The 18,907-nt window shown below is 45.9% G+C and carries 15 protein-coding genes; 6 read left to right on the top strand and 9 right to left on the bottom strand.

Annotated elements, in window-relative coordinates; all coding sequences use genetic code 11:
* Window positions 1–25: 25 nt before the first annotated feature.
* Both NNC77_RS01515 and NNC77_RS01510 read left to right on the top strand, forming a co-directional pair.
* Entirely contained in the window at window positions 26–1,489 is a 1,464-nt protein-coding gene (locus tag NNC77_RS01515; RefSeq protein ID WP_254969787.1) for a DUF4270 domain-containing protein, read from the top strand.
* A gap of 35 nt (window positions 1,490–1,524) precedes the next feature.
* Entirely contained in the window at window positions 1,525–1,671 is a 147-nt protein-coding gene (locus NNC77_RS01510; protein ID WP_022120923.1) for a hypothetical protein, read from the top strand.
* A gap of 643 nt (window positions 1,672–2,314) precedes the next feature.
* Here the strand turns inward: NNC77_RS01510 and NNC77_RS01505 are convergent.
* The 3 genes from NNC77_RS01505 to NNC77_RS01495 all read right to left on the bottom strand — a co-directional run bounded on the left by NNC77_RS01505 (window position 2,315) and on the right by NNC77_RS01495 (window position 6,420).
* On the bottom strand, window positions 2,315–4,885 hold the full coding sequence (locus NNC77_RS01505; RefSeq protein WP_254969788.1) for an ATP-dependent helicase: 2,571 nt from the start codon (window positions 4,883–4,885) through the stop codon (window positions 2,315–2,317).
* Between the two features lie 75 nt (window positions 4,886–4,960).
* Entirely contained in the window at window positions 4,961–5,695 is a 735-nt protein-coding gene (gene mtgA, locus NNC77_RS01500) for a monofunctional biosynthetic peptidoglycan transglycosylase (protein WP_118140705.1), read from the bottom strand.
* Window positions 5,696–5,730: 35 nt separating this feature from the next.
* Window positions 5,731–6,420, bottom strand: a complete 690-nt coding sequence (locus NNC77_RS01495; protein WP_117726992.1) for an OmpA family protein — start codon at window positions 6,418–6,420, stop codon at window positions 5,731–5,733.
* A 288-nt stretch (window positions 6,421–6,708) separates the two neighbouring features.
* Between NNC77_RS01495 and proS the strand changes: the two genes are divergently transcribed.
* The 3 genes from proS (at window position 6,709) to NNC77_RS01480 (ending at window position 9,209) form a co-directional block, all read left to right on the top strand.
* Window positions 6,709–8,190, top strand: coding sequence for a proline--tRNA ligase (gene proS, locus NNC77_RS01490; RefSeq protein ID WP_022120928.1), 1,482 nt, complete (start codon window positions 6,709–6,711; stop codon window positions 8,188–8,190).
* 47 nt (window positions 8,191–8,237) lie between these two features.
* Window positions 8,238–8,660, top strand: coding sequence for a hypothetical protein (locus tag NNC77_RS01485; RefSeq protein WP_254969789.1), 423 nt, complete (start codon window positions 8,238–8,240; stop codon window positions 8,658–8,660).
* 156 nt (window positions 8,661–8,816) lie between these two features.
* Window positions 8,817–9,209, top strand: a complete 393-nt coding sequence (locus tag NNC77_RS01480) for a hypothetical protein (RefSeq protein WP_254969790.1) — start codon at window positions 8,817–8,819, stop codon at window positions 9,207–9,209.
* A 77-nt stretch (window positions 9,210–9,286) separates the two neighbouring features.
* Here the strand turns inward: NNC77_RS01480 and NNC77_RS01475 are convergent, their stop codons facing one another.
* The 5 genes from NNC77_RS01475 to NNC77_RS01455 all read right to left on the bottom strand — a co-directional run bounded on the left by NNC77_RS01475 (window position 9,287) and on the right by NNC77_RS01455 (window position 15,684).
* A complete protein-coding gene (locus NNC77_RS01475; protein ID WP_254969791.1) occupies window positions 9,287–10,150 on the bottom strand; it encodes a helix-turn-helix domain-containing protein in 864 nt (287 codons plus the stop codon).
* Window positions 10,151–10,253: 103 nt separating this feature from the next.
* Window positions 10,254–11,948: an MFS transporter gene (locus tag NNC77_RS01470; RefSeq protein ID WP_254969792.1), complete on the bottom strand. Its 1,695-nt coding sequence runs from the start codon at window positions 11,946–11,948 to the stop codon at window positions 10,254–10,256.
* Between the two features lie 29 nt (window positions 11,949–11,977).
* On the bottom strand, window positions 11,978–13,090 hold the full coding sequence (locus NNC77_RS01465) for an HlyD family secretion protein (protein WP_119226685.1): 1,113 nt from the start codon (window positions 13,088–13,090) through the stop codon (window positions 11,978–11,980).
* A gap of 98 nt (window positions 13,091–13,188) precedes the next feature.
* Complete coding sequence (locus NNC77_RS01460) at window positions 13,189–14,517, bottom strand: TolC family protein (RefSeq protein ID WP_254969794.1); 1,329 nt, start codon at window positions 14,515–14,517, stop codon at window positions 13,189–13,191.
* A gap of 153 nt (window positions 14,518–14,670) precedes the next feature.
* Entirely contained in the window at window positions 14,671–15,684 is a 1,014-nt protein-coding gene (locus NNC77_RS01455; protein ID WP_254969795.1) for a helix-turn-helix transcriptional regulator, read from the bottom strand.
* A 272-nt stretch (window positions 15,685–15,956) separates the two neighbouring features.
* On the opposite strand from NNC77_RS01455, the gene NNC77_RS01450 reads away from it, so the two are divergent.
* Window positions 15,957–17,264: a carcinine hydrolase/isopenicillin-N N-acyltransferase family protein gene (locus tag NNC77_RS01450; protein WP_254969796.1), complete on the top strand. Its 1,308-nt coding sequence runs from the start codon at window positions 15,957–15,959 to the stop codon at window positions 17,262–17,264.
* A gap of 123 nt (window positions 17,265–17,387) precedes the next feature.
* Here the strand turns inward: NNC77_RS01450 and NNC77_RS01445 are convergent, their stop codons facing one another.
* The gene (locus tag NNC77_RS01445; protein ID WP_153082001.1) at window positions 17,388–18,827 is read right to left on the bottom strand and encodes an amidophosphoribosyltransferase; all 1,440 of its coding nucleotides are present in this window, start codon (window positions 18,825–18,827) and stop codon (window positions 17,388–17,390) included.
* Between the last annotated feature and the right edge of the window lie 80 nt (window positions 18,828–18,907).

The following is an 18,907-nucleotide window of genomic DNA, read 5'->3' as shown; positions in this document are numbered from 1 at the left end:
ACAGAGACACATACATACAAGGATAATGAAAATTTTAAGACTCTTAACAGTATTAGTAATAGCAGCGCTTACTTTCGCTGCATGTGATGATACCACCGAGGGAATCGGTGGTAGCATCACTAATAAGATAGACAACATTAACATTTCTAACTCAGCGTTCAATGTTACCACAAAGTCTATAGTAGCAGATTCCGTATTGAGCCGCAACAACACGGGGCTCATCGGAAAGATGAAAGACCCGGAAACCGGCAACTATGTAAAGGGCGACTACATGACCCAGTTGAGCGTACTGCCTACTTTCTCTGTAGATACACTCGATTACATCAAGCAGGCAAACAAAGGTTCTATCGAAGCAGACTCATGCTACCTCTTGGTTTCATACAATGCCAGCTACGGCGATACCATTGCCCCAATGAAGGTGACAGCCTATGAGATGACAAAGCCGATGTCAGAAGATAAGGAGTATTACTCTAATTATGATGCCTTCAAGGAAGGCTGGGTAAGCGAAAACAACCAGCATTGGAGCAGTAATTACAACTTGAGCAATACATCAGATGTCAAGAACTTCAAGATTTACTTGAATAAGAAGTACACGACGAAAGATGGTAAGACATACAAGAACTATGGTTCTTACATCATGCAGACATACGCTGAACATCCTGAGTACTTCAAGACCAACTACAAGTTCCTGCACAACGTCTGCCCTGGCTTCTATATCAAGAACGTAGGCGGTACGGGTAACATGGCTAAGATCTGGAATACAGAGCTTATCTTCTACTGGACCCGCCACAAGATCATCAAGGCAAAGGACGGCGTTACAGACAGTACAGCTGTAAGCATCGGATACAACCGTTTCGATGGTACAGAAGAGGTATTGCAGCTCAACAAGATTGAGAACGATACCGAGAACTTGAAGAAGTTGGCAAGTAAGGATCAGGAGAAATGTACTTATCTCAAGTCACCGGCAGGTATCTTCACCGAGGTTACCCTCCCTATCGAAGATATCATGAAGGGACATGAGAAGGATACGCTCAACACAGCTACCATCTCTTTCCCACGACTCAACAATGAAAACGAAGACAACCCATACAACTTTGCTACACCAAGCACCATCCTGATGGTTCAGAAAGACAGTTTGCAGTCGTTCTTCGAAAAGAGCAAGTTGGCTGACAACCGTACTTCTTATACGGCAAGCTACAGCAATACCGGCACCTACAAGAATGCCTATACATTCCAGAATATCGCCAACCTGGTTTCTGCCATGTATAAGAACAAGGGCAAGGGGGAAAACTGGAATAAAGTAGTACTGGTTCCTGTAAACGTCATCACAACCACACAGGGCTATACTACCGTCATCTCCAAGATTAATCACGATATGTCACTCGCTTCTACCCGACTGAAAAGAGGTGTAATAACCACCGACAGCAACGGCAAGGAGACAAGTCCTATACAGATAAAGGTGATTTACAGTAAGTTTAAAGAAGAATAAGCATTCATAACGCAAAGTAAAAAAGGAAACGAAACATGGCAGATAATTTTTTGGAGCGTCATCGCGAAGAATACGAAATACGCAAGGCTGCATGGCTCAAGAAGAAGAAACTATTCATGAAGTCAGGCAAGAAACAGAAGCCCCAGACACAGATGCCACGTCCTGAAGACGAAGCGTTATAAACACGACAATATTCAGAATCCTGAGAAAGAGGGTGTATCATAAAGCATTTGATTGTTTATGATACACCCTCTTTAACTTTGCCGGTTAATCCTTAAAAACCGCCGCATAAGTACAATAAAAGCCATTTAATACAAAATAAAGCAAAATTAATTTGGAGTTTACCCATTTTTTTTATATCTTTGCATTGTGAACTTAAAAGTATTAAATATTAAACAGACAAAAAGCAATAAAATAAAAATAATCAAGATATTAGTAGAGATACTGGTCTATGGGTTTAACTTTTCTAAGAACTTGCATTTAAGAATACAAGATATTTGCAGGATACAAGTTACTTGCAATATATGAGATACTTGGTTTATGTTTATAGATAATGGAGAAATTACTCTCATAAAGAATTTGTTTTTAAGTTTAAACAAAAATGCTAAAGTTAGATGTTAGTAATTATAAGTCCCTGTAGTGACCGTGAGGCTACTGCGGGGACGCTTTTTCAATTTATAGTATATAGAAACAAAAAGGGCAAGACCAGAGATGGTCTTGCCCAATCTATTTTTATAACTCTTTATCTATATTATAAGATTCTACCTGTAAGAGAGAACTTCAAAACAGGATAAACCTATAAATATAAACATCAGACTACAGAACTTAATCTACTACCGTAAACTTGGCATATTTCAGCAGAAGCTGTTTGGTGCCAGAATGAACGAACTCAACCGTAGCCTTCGTATTCTCACCAGTACCTTCAATCTTCAATACTGTTCCCCGTCCAAAACGCTGATGTTCAATCTTCATTCCCTCTTGTAAACCGCAAGAAGAACTGCCAGCAGATGAAGCTGTGGAAGAAGAAACTGATGCTGCAGAAGATCCAGTACCGCGAGAAGCAGGATGAGAAGAATGCGTCTCCATATAACGCTTAGCTGCATTCAGCGCTCTTACAGACTTGAAATTGCCTTCAGAGAGAGATGAGCGTCCGGAAACAGATGAGCGTCCGGAAGTATGTGAAGTCTCTGGTTCATCATCAAAGAGAGAAGGCTTAGGATCTGCCACAAACTGCGATGCTACCGGTTTGGAATTCTGATACCTGCTACTGTATCTAGGCTGCTCAGCATCCTCCCACGGTCTGCGAGGACGTTGTGCTCTCACCCACTCCGGCTGGTCAGACATCGAATCAGCTCTGGAGCCAAACATCGAACCAGACCTTGAACCAAGCCTTGATTCAGACATAGAGCCAAACAAGCTTCCACCATCCTCATCCTGGCAATCAATCAACTTGCCGTCAATCTCATCGATAAAACGACTCGGATTATCAAACTCCATCTTGCCATATCGCCAGCGGTTCTTGGCGTTCGTCAGGATACAATGTTTCTCAGCTCGCGTAATGGCAACGTAAAGCAATCTCCGTTCCTCCTCCAGTTCTCGGAGCGAAGCAGCAGAAAGCGGACTTGGGAAGATATTCTCTTCCAAACCAACCACGAAAACCGTAGGAAACTCCAGACCCTTGGCAGCATGAACCGTCATCAGAGAAACACGAGGTTCATCCTTATCACCATCGCTGTCAGCATCGGTAAGCAGTGCCACATCCTGCAGATAATCCTGCAGGAAGAGTTCATCAAACCTACCCTCTTCACGGCGTTCCTCCACAAAAGCCGACATACCGCTCAAGAATTCCTCCAGGTTCTCCTGACGTGCCAGATCATCGGCATCCTTGCCCGACATGATATCCTGACTGATACCACTCTCCTTGATAATGGCATCACCCAATTCATAGACATCCGTAGTTTGAGCCCGTTCGATAAACGAAGAAATCAGCAATCTGAAGGTTTCCAGCTTGTTCATCGTACCCTTGTTAACCGCCAGTCCATACCGCTCAGGGGCACCGATTACCTCCCAGAAACTCACCTGGTTCTGATGGGCACAGTCAGCAATCTTCAGCACCGTAGTAGCCCCTATTCCTCGTGCCGGATAGTTGATGATACGCTTGATAGCCTCTTCATCATCAGGATTCGCCACCAGACGGAAATAAGCAATAATATCCTTAATTTCCTTGCGCTGGTAGAAACTCAGTCCGCCATAAATGCGATAAGGAATCCCCTGCTTTCTGAACTCCTCCTCGAAGCTGCGGCTCTGGGCATTGGTGCGGTAGAGAATGGCAAAATCACTATACTGGCAGCCATCCTCGCGCCGGATACGCTTCACGTCCTTCGCTACAATCGCCGCCTCTTCCTTGTCGCTGTAAGCAGGCTTATACTGAATCTTCTCACCCTTCGCATTCTCGCTGAACACATCCTTAGGAATCTGGTTGCGGTTATGCTTAATCAGACTGTTAGCCGCCTCAACGATGGTCTGGGTAGAGCGGTAGTTCTGTTCCAGTTTGAAGAGACGCGTGCCCTGAAACTGGCGCTGATAGTTGAGAATATTATCGATATTGGCACCACGGAAACTATAGATACTCTGCGAGTCATCACCCACGGCACAAACACGCTGCTTCTCCTGACAGAGTTGCATGACGATAGACATCTGAACGTGGTTGGTATCCTGATACTCATCCACCAGGACATAATCGAAGCGGGCGGCATATTTGTGGCGAATATCCTCATGTTCCCTGAAGAGCTGATAGGTAAGCGTCAGCAAATCATCGAAATCCATGGCATTAGCCTGCTTGCAGCGCTGCACGTAAGCCACGAAAATCTTACCAACCTCAGGCATCTGCGCACGCTTGTTCTGCTCGAAGATAGCCGCATCGCTCTCATAAGCCGCAGCACTCATCAGGTTGTTCTTCGCCATCGAAATCTTGGCATGAACGGCAGCAGGCTTATACTTCTTATCATCCAGCCCCATCTCCTTCACGATCGCCTTGATTAGCGAGCGCGAGTCACTTTCGTCATAAATGGTAAAGTTGTTGTTGAAGCCGATATGCTCAGCCTCCGCTCTCAGGATTCGGGAGAAGATGCTGTGGAAGGTACCCATATAGAGATGCTGGGCGAGATCATTTCCCACCAGTTTTCCGATACGTTCCTTCATCTCCCTTGCTGCCTTGTTGGTAAAGGTGAGCGCCATGATGCTCCAGGGTTTCATGCCCTGGCTCAGGAGATAAGCTATTTTATATGTAAGCACACGCGTTTTACCCGAACCTGCACCGGCTATCACCAGCGAAGGTCCGTCAATATATTCTACCGCAGCACGCTGCGCTTCGTTCAAGTCTTTCAGTAAATCCATGAATCAATATTTAGCCGGAAAAATAATCACTAATAACTAATAACTAATCATTAATAACTAATCACTACTCACTCATTACTTCCCCCTATATCCGCCAACAGCCGTGCCCGGGTCGAAATCTTCGCCCTCACGAGGGAAGGTAGGGATAAATCTCATCTGATGTTCTATCTGTCGCTGGCGCTTCTTCATATAAGCGCTAGGATGCAGCGAACTGAATTTGCGCGGATTAGGAAGTGTAGCTGCTATCAGCGCACACTCGCCACGAAACAGATCTTTCGCTTTCTTGTCGAAATGATATTCTGCAACCGCATCCACACCATAGATACCCGGTCCCATCTCAATACTGTTGAGATAAACCTCCATGATGCGCTGCTTGCTCCACATCATTTCGATGAGGAAGGTAAAGTAGACCTCAAATCCCTTGCGGGTCCATGAACGGCCAGGCCACAGGAAGACATTCTTAGCGGTCTGCTGACTGATGGTACTTGCCCCATGCACCTTTCCGCCACGTGCATTATTCTTCGCCGCACTCTCGATGGCATTGAAGTCGAAACCGTGATGCTTCAGGAATCTCGCATCTTCGCTCGCCATCACCGCCACAGGCATGTGAGGCGAAATTTTATCCATCGAAACCCAATGATGATGCAGGGTAATACTCTCTCCATCAGCTACTTGCTGGAAGCATCGGATAAACATCAGAGGAGTGACATACACAGGAATGAACCTATATGCCACTACAGCAAGAATGGTGGTACTGAAAAACAGCACCACCACCCATTTTACAATATTCTTGATTTTATTCAAAATCATCTATTTAGTTTTTCCCTTCCGGGAGCATAAAGTTATTACTTCAATGTACCGTTGTTGGCTGCGTTAATCATAGCCTGGCTAGCATACATGTAAACCTCTACACGACGGTTCTGGGCACAAGCAGCAGTAGTATTAACAACAGGGTTAGCAGAACCAAAACCCTGAACATTCTTTACCTGACGGCTAGTAACACCGCAAGAAGCGAGATAGTTGTAAACTGCCTCAGCACGCTTCTGGCTCAATGGCAAGTTGATACCATCATTACCTGTAGCATCGGTATAACCCTGGATAGAAACCTCACAGTCGGTATTGTTCTTCAATACACCGGCAAACTGAGCCAAATCAGTCTTTGCGCTGCTGCTGAGAGTAGAACCGTTAGTAGGGAAAAGAATACCAGAAGCAAATGTTACCTTAACGGCAGACAAGCCATTGGCATCTGTTACAGTCTCAACCTGTGCATTCTTCACCCGTTCAGCCTCAGCCTTTACCTTATCCATGTGCTTTCCGATGAGGTTACCAGCACCGCCACCAACAGCTGCACCGATAGCAGCACCTACGAGAGCACCTGTACCACGATGGCTATTATTGAGCAATCCACCAACGAGAGCACCCAAAGCTGCACCAGAACCGGCACCTACTGCTGTACCAGTCTTCTGATTGGTTCCACAACTTGAGAAAAGCAAGCACAAAGAGAGGCCTGCAACTGCAAAATTAGTCTTTTTCATTTTAAAATCTCCTATATTTATGTTATTTAATTGCAAAGATAACTCTTTTTTCTCCATAATGGAGAGTTTTCTAATATTTTTTTGTATTTTTGCATGCAAATTTAAGGGTATTTGTCGAAATAGAGCTAGGAAATCACCTATTTGGGGGTGGAAAATCCCTAAAAGTAGGATTTCAGACACCTGCAGACAGATGAACTGCCGGCAGCAGATGATGAAGGGGCTCATGCTTATACCTTAATATATAAGTAACAGAAGAAATAAAAAACAAAATAAATAGAAAAAAGCAATATGGCTAAAGAACTCAAGAATTTAACCAAGCGCGCTGACAACTACAGTCAGTGGTACAATGATTTGGTAGTAAAGGCTGATCTCGCTGAGTTGTCACCAGTTCGTGGTTGTATGATTATCAAACCATACGGTTACGCTATCTGGGAGAAGATGCAGCAGCAGCTCGACAAGATGTTTAAGCAGACAGGTGTACAGAACGCATACTTCCCTCTCCTCATCCCGAAGAGTTTCTTCTCTCGTGAGGCTGAGCACGTGGCAGGTTTCGCCAAGGAGTGTGCCGTAGTTACCCACTACCGCCTCCGTTCTACAGAGGATGGCAAAGAGGTTGAGGTGGATCCTAACGCAAAGCTCGATGAGGAGCTCATCATCCGTCCTACTTCTGAGACTATCATCTGGAACACCTATAAGAACTGGATCCATTCATGGCGTGATCTCCCTATCCTCTGCAACCAGTGGTGTAACGTAATGCGTTGGGAGATGCGTACCCGTCCGTTCCTCCGTACTTCTGAGTTCCTCTGGCAGGAGGGTCATACCGCTCATGCCACTAAGGAAGAGGCTGAGGCTAAGGCTCAGGAGATGCTCAAGGTTTACGCTGATTTTGCAGAAAACTACATGGGTGTTCCAGTATTGCAGGGTGTGAAGAGTGAGACTGAGCGTTTCGCCGGTGCCCTGAACACTTATACCATCGAGGCAATGATGCAGGATGGCAAGGCTCTCCAGAGTGGTACTTCTCACTTCCTGGGTCAGAACTTCGCCAAGAGTTTCGATGTAACATACTTGAACAAGGAGAACAAGCCTGAGTATGTATGGGCTACTTCATGGGGTGTTTCTACCCGACTGATGGGTGCCCTCATCATGGTTCACAGCGATGACAACGGTCTCGTATTGCCTCCAAAGCTGGCTCCTATCCAGGTGGTTATCGTTCCTATCAACAAGGGCGACGAGCAGTTGGCTCAGATTACTGCTAAGTTGCAGCCTGTCATCGACCAGCTCCGCGAGTTGGGCATCACCGTGAAGTATGATGATAACCCTGCCAAGCGTCCTGGCTTCAAGTTCGCTGACTATGAGTTGAAGGGTGTTCCTGTTCGTCTCGCTATGGGTGGCCGTGACTTGGAGAACAACACCATCGAGATTATGCGTCGTGATACCTTGGAGAAGGAGAACGTAAGCTTCGACGGCATCGTAGAGCGCGTAAAGAATATGTTGGAAGACATCCAGAAGAATATCTTCGAGAAGGCTCGTGCTTACCGTGATGCTCACGTTTACGAGTGCGACAACTACGAGGAGTTCAAGGAGCGTGTGAAGAACGGTGGTTTCTTCCTCTGCCATTGGGACGGTACAGCCGAGACCGAGGCTAAGATTAAGGAGGAGACTCAGGCAACCATCCGCTGCGTGCCTTTCGCATACGAACAGACTCCAGGTGTCGACATGGTAAGCGGCAAGCCAGCCGTAGCCCGTGTCATCATCGCAAGAAGTTATTAATCATCACCGGTATCAGGAAATTCTCCTGATACCATAATATATTTAATATGAGGCAGTTGATACTATACATCCTTTTTCTGGTGTCCATGGTCTTCTCAGGCTATGGAGAGGTATCTGCTGCCTCTATTTCTTTTACTCCCGAGGATTCTTATACCGAAGATGCAAGCCATAAGAAAGATGGTTTGACAAAAGTTGAGTATGACAAGAGCCAGCCTGAGGCACAGCTTGAAAACGCCTCACAGCTTGCTTACCGCATCTGTAGCAGCCGTCCGCAGCGCTTATTGCCAAGTGGCAACATGCACAACAGTCAGACTGCCAGTAGATTGCTTACAAATAGAATCCGTTATTTATCATCCCTTTTATCAGCTATAGAAGGTGGCATGGAGCCTTTCCGACAGGAAACTGCCCCAATCCACTTTGATGTCGCCAGCAAGTATTATGTCATTTGCCTGCGACATCTGCTCTGTTAGTGCTTATTCTTTTCTCTTTTTAAAATTTCATATAGGTTTATCGCATCTTTCCTAAGATTTGCGATAAGACTGGTTACACCCCTATTCAAAACAAAAAACAGTTCAATATATATTATTTTTCAAGAATTAAGAATAAGCAAATAACAGTATAAAATTATGGCAAAGATTAATCATTTAGAGATGGGTGCTGATGTTTTGGCACTCCAGGATGTACAGGTAAAGAAAGGTTTCTTGGGTTTGACAGTCAAACTCATCTATCAACCTACCAACAGCGTGATTAAGATAAAAGAGAAGGAATATTCTGCAGAGGATGGCAGAAAGCTTGAGAACATCCTCAGTGCAGCCCCTAAGGATGTAGAAACAGCGATCAGCAACTTCCCTGTTTCTGCCATCAGCATGGGTAATATGAAGTTACAGGCTTGCATCTCTGACGACCACCAGTTTGTTGCCACACAGCTCCTTGCCTTCAAGGATTTCGGTTACAAGCCGGTTACAGAGATGAAGACCTATACAGGAAAGACAGCCGAAGCTTTCGCTCAGTTGTTTTAGTTATATCACAGTTTCGGGACAGGGGACAGCACAATTCCTCTGTCCCTTTTTTATTTTATAGGTATAGGATGAAATCTTTATTTGAAAGAAGGCGGTTCATTCCCCTCTTCCCAATTACGGTAATGCTTAGGCGACAGACCGGTATGTTTCTTGAAGAAGGTTCCGAAGGCTGAAGCATTGGGAAAACTGAGTTCATTGGCTATCTGCTGTATCGTCTTCGTGGTGTTCTTCATCAGATAGATACTGCGACGGATCATCGCCTTGAAAAGCAACTGCTGGACCGTCTGACCGCAAACTGACTTGACCAGTACCGACAGATATTTCGGTGTAAGACAAAGTTCGTCTGCATAGAAAGCCACACTGCGCTCACGCATATAATTCTTCTCTATCAGCAGCACCAGCGACTCAAAGATGGCTATCTTCCTCTCCATCTCCTTGCCGGCAGCCTTGAACGATGCCGAGAAGATGCTGCACAAACGGTACGTAACAGCCATCAGTAACAGTTTCTGCTCATGCACACAATAGGCATCCAGTTCACCACTCTTCTCTTTTTCCAGCTCCAGTTTCCTCAGCATCAGGGCATAGGAAGTGAGCATATCCTCATAGCCCGTCGTCCTGACATGGCAGGGTTTGGGATAAATCGTAGCATAAAGACGCATGGTAACCACGGTATTGCCCAACATGTGCCGAATCTGTTCTGCACGGTAAAAAAGAAGGGTATATTTAAGGTTCTTGCCCGTTTCCTGCACATGAAACATCACTCCTTTGGAGAGGAAAACGGTTTCACCCTCAGATGCAACAAAGGATGTTCCGTCTACGCAGAAACGGAACATCCCCTGATGACAGATTACGATTCCGACATAGTCGGAGTAGAAAGGCTGCATCAACAGCTGAGGAAACTCCTGAGCCTCGTATATGATGATATTATCTGTTATTTTCATGATGAATATGGGTCTGTTATCTTCAGATTTAACTGCGAAGATAACAAAAATATCCATTCATCAGATGAGCAGCCTGTATCTTTTATGATATTTTAGCACTCCCCTACCTTCTTCCCAGGGATTTCACATCTACATTCTTCAGCAGATACTCACGCGTCAGTTCCCTGATATTGCGCTTGCGCCAAGGGAGAACGAGCATCAGTCCGGCACATAGCAGACAGCCGTAGAAGGTCCAGCCAGCCATCTCCTTGATGCTCACCAGCGTGGCCTGTACCTGTACCTTTCCCTTCGTACTCATGGCAGCCATGTTCTGTGCCTCGGTTACACTCTTGCCCTGATATTGCATGCCTCTCACCGTCTGGTCGTAAGTCTTCGCCGTCTCGATGCTCGTGCGGTCGTAATCCTGGGCAAAGCGGGTTACATAATACTGCTGCCTGTGCTGCAGCACATTGGTATAGAGCGCCGAGCCGATGCAAGGGGCAATGACCATACGAACAGTAAGCATGATGCACACCCAGGTTGACATGAAACGGTAAGGCATGCGCTGGTTGGCTATCGTGGAGATGAGCGAATAGAGCAGCATCATTCCCGTAGAACGGATGATGATAGGCCATTTCATACGCTCATACATACCGTCGTTCTGTACCTCGAAATACATGTACAGCGCATAGGCTCCGATAAAGAGGAAACCCAGACAGTACATCCACTTCAGGTGAACATTCTTGGCTCGGGCGATGACGGCAAATATCAGTCCCACGGTATAGCCCACCATCACCCAGTTGCCTAGCGTGGCGTTCTGCCAGTTATCTATCTTCATGCTCACATTGGTGAACACGTTGACAAACATGGCACTCGAATTGCAGACCATCAGCAGGAAGAAGAGCAGGATGCCGTAGTTGATGACTCTGAGCTGGAACACCTCCATGATGAAATAAGGTGAACGCCGCGTCTTCTCCAGATAGATGAACAGAGCGGTAAAGATAAGACAGACCACCGAAGAGAAACGGATGGTAGGATCATCAAACCAGTCGAGTGTCTTACCGAAAACCATGACATAAGCAAACGAACAGAGCATGATACTGAACACCGTAACATTGCCAAACTTCGACATCGTTATCGGGAACTTAGGCATCGGATACTCATGGTAAGGCATGGTGAAGAACACGATGATGATGCCTGCCAGCATGAATGCCATCATGAAATGATAAACATACTGCCACTCATAGGCATAGGCAAGCCATGCCGTTAGCCAGGTTCCCAACTGTCCGATAATCATGAAGAAGAGATAGATGACCGGCTGCGAAACCATCTTCTCCGAATCTACCGCATCCCATGCTTCCTCGGTAGTAGGCTCACATCCCGGCGTGATATTCCTCGTAGCCTCTATTCCGAAACCATATCTGATGAGCACGAAGAGGTGCGCCATCAGCAGCGTCTGGCGGACAAAACCCATCAGCAGACTGCACAGTCCGAGTATGAACAGCGAGTCGGTCTGGGCACACACGAAACTGAGGATAAAGAGAATGGAGAAGCCCACGATGCACATCATCTTCTCTCTACGGATGCACACCAGTTCATAGAAGAACGGCGAGAAAGCCGCCATTCCTATAGAGGTGCAGAAGCCCGCAAAGGCGATGTATTCCGACTGGATGCCGAGCCCGCTCATCATCTCGCCGCTGTTGGCAGAATAGACACCACTCATCGTAATCATCGGCACGAAGAGGATGATCATGAAGATGATGCCGAGCGGTTTGGGCACCCAATCATAAAACGGATAATTCTTATATTCTTCTTCCATATATTACTTCATTTCCATCTAGCTGTTTTTTACTTTCTCTCAGCCTTGACAACCACCATCATGCCGGCAGCAAGATGCTCATTATCCTCTTTGCTGAGGTTGTTGAAATCGATTCTTACAGGCACACGCTGCTGAATCTTGACAAAGTTGCCAGCCGAATTGTCTGTAGGTACCAGCGAATATTTCGAACCGGTAGCACCAGAAATGGCGGTCACCGTACCCTCAAACTCCTTGTTACTGATGGCATCTACGGTCATACGCACCTTCTGTCCTACATAGAGATTCTCTATCTGGGTTTCCTTATAGTTGGCAATCACCCATTTGTTGTTGGTTGGAATGATGTAGGTAATGGTGGTTCCTGCATTTACCATCTGTCCCTCCTCGATAGAGCGGCGACCCAGTTTACCATCACAAGGGGCCACAACCACACAGTAAGAGAGATTCAGTTTTGCCATCTCTACGGCAGCCTCGGCACGCTCGATGGAGGCAGCCACATTCTGCTTGCGGGTAGTTACCTCGTTTACTCCCTTATAGGCAGCAGCCTGCTGCTTCTTTACCCCTTCGAGTTTCTTCTTGGTGGCTGCATATTCCACCTCCAGCTGTTCGAGCTGGATAGGAGTAGCCGCCTTCTTTTCTACCAGGTTGCGATAGCGTTCGCAGTCCTTGGCGAGTTTGGCAAGTCGTACATTTATTTCATCGATAGATGCCTGATAGATAGAAGCTGAAGTCTCGGTGGTCTGCTCTGTAGCGTTGATGACATTGGCTCCTGCCTTGGCATCCTTGAGGGCAGCTTCAGCCTCCATCAGACGGATACGATACTCACGGTCGTCGAGCACAAGGAGGGTATCTCCCTTGTGTACTTCCTGATGTTCTCTGAAGCATACCTTGGCGATATAGCCGGATGCACGGAGATTAACCGGTGAGATATATTGCTCTATCTGAGCATCATTGCTCGTTTCGTTAGAGTTATAATCGAGGAAGAGGCATACGATTTTCCAGAGTCCGAAAGCCAGAATAGCAACACCTATCAGACTGGCGATAATCTGTCTTACGCGCTGTTTCTTGAGTTTCTTCCTGGTTTCTTCGTGAGATACCTGTGTAGCCTCTGCTGTTTCTACATTTTTATTTTCGTTCTGTTCCATAGTTTTATTGTAATTTGGAATCAGGGAATATGAAGTAAAGTTTTTTACATCCCGTTTTCCTGTTTATATTTTATTTTTTAATGATTTATTCTTCTCCGTTATTTAGCAACCGAAATCTGGTTGAGCTGTCCAGTCAGCTTGAGCAGCGAGAGATTGGCAACCTTGTAGCGATAGTAGGCTGTAAGATAATTGTTCATCGCCTCACTCATGCGCATCTCGTCCTGCAGCACCGCTGTCATCGAAGCCACACCCTCCTTATACTGGTCGGCTGTTACGTTGTAAACATCCTGCGCCATGGTATAATTATCAAACTGTTTCTTGTAGTTGCGCTGACTGTTGTTCACCTCGCTCACCGCATTCATATAGTTTGCCTGCAGTCCCTTCAGGGCGTCCTCGTAACCGATGCGTGCATTCTCCTCCTCTATCTTCGCCTTTCTGATTTTAGAACGCTTTTCAAAACCATCGAATACAGGCACTCTCAGCTGGATGCCCAGACCGTTGGAACCATACCAGTGGTTTGATTCGCCCGAATGAATCCAGTGATCAATCCTATCGGTAAAGGCAGAATACATCAGGTTTCCAGTCAGCGAGAGTGATGGCAGATAACCGTCCTTGGCTAGTTTGGTCTGCTTCTGCGTGAGTTGTTTCTTCTGTTCCAGCAACTGGAGTTCGTAGAGTCCCGTATCCAGTCCGTCAGCCTTCACCATCTCTATCTTTCCCGGATCTACGGCTGTCACCTTCATCTCCTTCTCGGCAGGATAATCTATCACATACTTGAGCATGGTATACTGCTGTTCGAGCATGGCGATGGCGTTATCGCGCTGCACGGTGAGGTTCTCGATATTGAGATTCACTCGCTTCAGATCTACCTCCAGACTCATCTGGTTATCATAGAAAGCCTGGGTGATGTTTCTGAGTTCTACCAGTCGCCTGATATTGTCATCCGTCAGACGAATCTGCTCAGATGTGTTCTGCGCCATGTAATACATCTTGGCAGTCTGCACGATGAGGTCTTCACGCGCCTTCTCATAAGAGAGTTGGTTGAGTTTATCGGCTATCTTGGTAATGTCGATGGCGGTAAGAATCATCTGGTTATACAGCGGCATCTGCAATTGTACACCCGCCGAAGCATTATACTGCAACGTCTTGGTTACATTATAAGGCTTGCCGTAAGCCGAGCCGTCGGTAACCGAAACAGGCGGCGTAAAGTTGTCGTTGAGCTGTGCCACCGCATTGATCTGCGGATAGAGTTTAGCCTGATTTTCGCTGATAGCGTACTTTCCCTTAGCTATTTCGTTTCGGCTGCTCTGGAGCGACAGGTTGTTATCCACTGCCATCTGCAGGCACTGGCTGAGCGTAAGCGTCTCCTGTGCGCCAAGTGTATGGAAAGCTCCGAGCGCGAAACATAAGATGATTATTTTCTTCATTTCTTCTTAATGATTTCTATTGATTTACGTTTCATTTATTATCTGGGTGCAAAGGTACGGCTTTTCGGTGATAAATGACTATTCACATCTTATCACAATATGTTCAAAATTTCCGAAAATAACAGGATATGGTTCAGTATCAGCCTCATCGGCCTACTGGCTTTCAGCTATGCGCTTCTCCAGAACCTTCTTCAGGTTATCATCAGAGCCCATTCCCAACTTCTTTCTGATGTTGGCCCGCTGGGTAGTGATGTTCGATTCCGACTTGTTGAGCAGCGTGCAAATCTCACTCAGCTTTCTGTTCTGCAGGATAAGGTAACAGATTTCCTGTTCAGAGGCACTCAACTCGGGAAAGACGCGTTCTATGTTCTGTTTGCTCAATTCGCGGGTCTGGAGATATTGCATCACATTGTCTATGACATTCTTCTGCGAAGCCTCACCCAGAAGATCCAGCAAATGCGCGGTAAGTTTAACATCATGCCTTTCCTTCGCCAGAGCCACGTATGCCTTAATCTGCTTTTTGTTTATCTTCAGCACCTGGAGCAGTTCTTCCTCATCACGCTGCAACGTTCTGTTCGCATTGACAAGATACTCACCGTTTCTGGCAACAGCCAGACTCAGCACGCTGATAAAAAGCAATATGAGCATCATCATGAAGAAATAATCCATGAGCGATTCATCCCCCGTTACAATCACACTCAATATATAAACCCCAAAAGCTATTCCCACCAGCCAGCGTGTGAGACGCGCCTGATAAGCCGCCAGCGAGAAAAACATGTTGCCTGAAAGGATAAGCATATTGATGAGAATCACCATTCTGTTATCTTTCAGCGTAGGCATAAAGGCACTGTAGAGGATATCAGCTCCGATAAAGCACTGGGTGGCGATAGCGATACAAACGATTGCCCTCACCATTGGGATTTTCCCGAAGAGATAAGCCAGGAAGGAGGATAACACGACAATCAGAAAAACGATGTTAGACACGGTAAAAAACGGATCAAAGGCTCCAGAAAAGCCTAGGATATTTGACAGGATGCCCAAAGAGAGCATCACGGAGAAACACACAAGGATAGCTTGACGTTGGCGGTCCAAGTAATTAGATTCTCTCTTCAGGAAAGAGAATTCTAACTGATGTATCTTAGATTTCTTTGCGTTCTTTTCTTTCATATTCATAATGGATAGATAAATTATTTCGTATTGACAGATGAGGCTGGTTTGCCCTGACTAACGAATCATTTTGCACAGACAGACGAATCGCTTTTTCTTCTTGCAAAAATAATAAAAAAGATTGGTTTTGATGTTTTTTGAGGGATATTTTTTTATAATTCCAGAAAAATCAGCATTTTTCAGTGTACTTTTCTCCCTACCGAGAGTGGTTTTCCATTACTTTTGCATTTGAAAATTCAAATCATTTATCAATCATTTAATACTAATTACGTATGAAAAAGAATATCACTTTCAACAGTAAGCACATACAATGGTTTCTGTTTTTATGCTTAAGTTTCAGCATCACATTCTGTATGTTTCTGCTATCTTCATGCAGCGATGATGACCATGAAGAAGTAAACTATCAGGCACACTATCAGGACGTACCAGCCAGTCTGCTGACCGATGCCAAGAAACTGGAGATGGTCCGGTCCATCCAGGACTTGAAAGACGGAAGATTCTTCTATCTTGACTATACGGAGGATTACAAACTCTCTACCATATCAGGCTATAATCTTACCGACAACACCCAACTGATTGGTGCCGTATTGAAAACCCTCTGCGACAAAACACCATCCTGGCTCAAGGCAAGAGTCAAGCTGGATGCCGGCTGCAGTGCCTTTGCTGTTACGACACCAGATACTGGTGATTATCTGATGGGGCGCAACTTTGACTACTCTCACGATAATGAACCGATTGCAGCAGCCCTGGTTCGCACGGCTCCAGAAGGTGGACTGAAATCCATCAGCATGGTGGATGCCTACTGGATAGGTTACCGGCAGGATCTCTGGCATTACATTCTATATAACAAGGAACAGTTTGAGAAACATAAGACGCAAGACCTTTCCTATATCATGGCATTCCCATATCTTCTGATGGACGGCATGAACGAGGCCGGCTTTGCTGTATCCGTACTCCATCTCGACGGCAAGCCAACCCAGCAGGCAAGCACGGGCAAGAAACTGACTACAACCCTGGCCTTACGCATGATGCTGGATCATGCAAGAACTGTAGATGAAGCTCTCAAGATTCTGGACGGATATGACCTCTGGATACCGGATAATGACGGCAACTATCATTTCTACATGGCAGATGCCACGGGTCGTTATGCCATCGTAGAATTCGTATATGACAAGGATCACCAAAGCAAGATTTACATCGACGATGAATATACGGGTGAAGACGGAAAGACTCATTTCAAATATCCTGACGTATTGCCAAACACCCGCGAGGTGATAGAAAAGCGCTATGCCAGCAACTTCTATGTATCTGAAACCATGGCATGTTCAGATAAAGGTCCGAAACTCTCGAACCACGGCAAGACCCGCTACGACATGATGGAATTCGTCATCAAGCAGAACAGTAACCAGTTGTCAGAGGAAGGAGCCATGAATCTGCTCAATGGTGTGAGTCAGGCAGAAACTCCAGGCAATCCAACGAGCCATACCCAGTGGTCGGTGGTATACAATCTCTCCCAGCGCAAGGCAACCATCTGCGTGAACAGAGATTACAAGAACAAGTTTACGTTCTATGCAAAATAATACATTTTATGCAAAAGATGATTTTGCCGAGAAATAAAAGAAAAGAAAATAGGTCTAGCTACACCGCGTTTTGCGGGGTCGCTAGACCTATCTTATTATCTATCAAGAACTTATATTCTTATTTTAGTCTTCATCAGCAAACTCATTCAGAGTATATGCGCTGCTGCCATCAAAGCAATGGGTACATACCTGGCACTTTGGAAGACCGATGGCCTCTACCAGCTGCTCGATGGTGTTGAACTTCAGGGAAGTCAAGCCCAACTGGCTGGCAATCTCATCTACCATCTTCTGATACTCAGGAGAACCGGTGGTAGCGTATTTCTCAAGATTCTTGTTGGCATCGCCCTCAAACTTCTCGATGATGCGACGGGTAATCAGCTCCATATCACTCTTTGAAGAAGTGAAGTTGATGAACGGACAACCATATACCAATGGAGGACATGCTATACGCATGTGGCACTCCTTCAAGCCTGCCTGGTCGAAAAGCACCTTCACATTGTCGCGAAGCTGGGTACCACGAACGATACTGTCATCGCAGAACAACACACGCTTGCCCTTCAGCATCGCCTTGTTAGGAATCAGCTTCATCTTGGCTACCAGTGAACGCATGCTCTGGTTGCTAGGAGTAAAACTGCGTGGCCATGTAGGAGTATACTTGGCAATACAACGCTGGTAAGGCACACCCTTGCCGGCAGCATAACCCATCGCCATACCCGTACCTGAATCAGGAATACCGCTGCAGCAGTCTACCTCCACATCATCGGTCTTGGCGAGATTAAAGCCGTTGGTGAAACGCGCCTCCTCTACATTCTTGCCCTCGTAGGTAGATGTAGGGAATCCGTAGTAAACCCAGAGGAAAGAGCAAACCTGCATCTTCTTGTTGGCAGGTCGGATCTGCTCCATGCCATCAGCTTTAATCTTCACGATTTCGCCTGGTCCTACCTCATATGCTGTTTCATAATCGAGATTAGGGAACGAGGTGGTTTCGCTGGAAGCCGCATAGGCACCTTCCTTCTTGCCGATGATGATTGGAGTACGTCCCCAACTGTCACGCGCACAGATGATGCCATCCTCGGTAAGGATCATCATGGTGCAGGAACCTTTGATGTGATGGAAAACGTTTTCGATACCTTCTCTGAAGGTTTTACCCTGAATAATAAGCAGAGCCACCAACTCAGTAGGATTGGTACTACCCGAAGACATCTCTGCAAAGTGCATGTTCTTTTCGAGCAGAAGCTGAGTAAGTTCATCCTTGTTTACTATCTTAGCTACAGTGCAAATGGCAAAGCGGCCAAGATGAGAGTTCATGATGAGTGGCTGGGCATCTGTATCGCTAATCACGCCGATGCCCGATGTAGCTCCTTCAAACTTGTTGAGTGTAGGTTCAAACTTCGTTCTGAAGTATGAACTTTCCAGATTGTGGATAGAGCGCACGAAGCCCTTCTCACTACTGTAGGTTGCCAAACCGCCCCGGCGTGTGCCGAGATGTGAGTTGTAATCTGTGCCGTAAAAGAGATCAGCGACACAGCTTTTCTTGGAAATAGTTCCGAAAATACCTCCCATAAGAGTATAATTCTATGTTATAATTTTGTAATATGGGTGCAAAGGTAAATAAAAATCAGAAAATATGCAAGTCTTTTTGC

Source organism: Segatella copri, from assembly GCF_024330485.1.
GTDB lineage: Bacteria > Bacteroidota > Bacteroidia > Bacteroidales > Bacteroidaceae > Prevotella > Prevotella copri_L.
The sequence above is the reverse complement of the archived record's forward strand: the minus strand, read 5'-3'. Positions and strand labels throughout refer to the sequence as shown.

What these genes read in the sequence shown, in the direction of transcription:
- NNC77_RS01515 (WP_254969787.1), top strand. Translation starts at nt 26, where the DNA reads ATGAAAATTTTAAGACTCTTAACAGTATTAGTAATAGCAGCGCTTACT.
- NNC77_RS01510 (WP_022120923.1), top strand. Translation starts at nt 1,525, where the DNA reads ATGGCAGATAATTTTTTGGAGCGTCATCGCGAAGAATACGAAATACGC.
- NNC77_RS01505 (WP_254969788.1), bottom strand. Translation starts at nt 4,885, where the DNA reads ATGGATTTACTGAAAGACTTGAACGAAGCGCAGCGTGCTGCGGTAGAA.
- mtgA (WP_118140705.1), bottom strand. Translation starts at nt 5,695, where the DNA reads ATGATTTTGAATAAAATCAAGAATATTGTAAAATGGGTGGTGGTGCTG.
- NNC77_RS01495 (WP_117726992.1), bottom strand. Translation starts at nt 6,420, where the DNA reads ATGAAAAAGACTAATTTTGCAGTTGCAGGCCTCTCTTTGTGCTTGCTT.
- proS (WP_022120928.1), top strand. Translation starts at nt 6,709, where the DNA reads ATGGCTAAAGAACTCAAGAATTTAACCAAGCGCGCTGACAACTACAGT.
- NNC77_RS01485 (WP_254969789.1), top strand. Translation starts at nt 8,238, where the DNA reads ATGAGGCAGTTGATACTATACATCCTTTTTCTGGTGTCCATGGTCTTC.
- NNC77_RS01480 (WP_254969790.1), top strand. Translation starts at nt 8,817, where the DNA reads ATGGCAAAGATTAATCATTTAGAGATGGGTGCTGATGTTTTGGCACTC.
- NNC77_RS01475 (WP_254969791.1), bottom strand. Translation starts at nt 10,150, where the DNA reads ATGAAAATAACAGATAATATCATCATATACGAGGCTCAGGAGTTTCCT.
- NNC77_RS01470 (WP_254969792.1), bottom strand. Translation starts at nt 11,948, where the DNA reads ATGGAAGAAGAATATAAGAATTATCCGTTTTATGATTGGGTGCCCAAA.
- NNC77_RS01465 (WP_119226685.1), bottom strand. Translation starts at nt 13,090, where the DNA reads ATGGAACAGAACGAAAATAAAAATGTAGAAACAGCAGAGGCTACACAG.
- NNC77_RS01460 (WP_254969794.1), bottom strand. Translation starts at nt 14,517, where the DNA reads ATGAAGAAAATAATCATCTTATGTTTCGCGCTCGGAGCTTTCCATACA.
- NNC77_RS01455 (WP_254969795.1), bottom strand. Translation starts at nt 15,684, where the DNA reads ATGAAAGAAAAGAACGCAAAGAAATCTAAGATACATCAGTTAGAATTC.
- NNC77_RS01450 (WP_254969796.1), top strand. Translation starts at nt 15,957, where the DNA reads ATGAAAAAGAATATCACTTTCAACAGTAAGCACATACAATGGTTTCTG.
- NNC77_RS01445 (WP_153082001.1), bottom strand. Translation starts at nt 18,827, where the DNA reads ATGGGAGGTATTTTCGGAACTATTTCCAAGAAAAGCTGTGTCGCTGAT.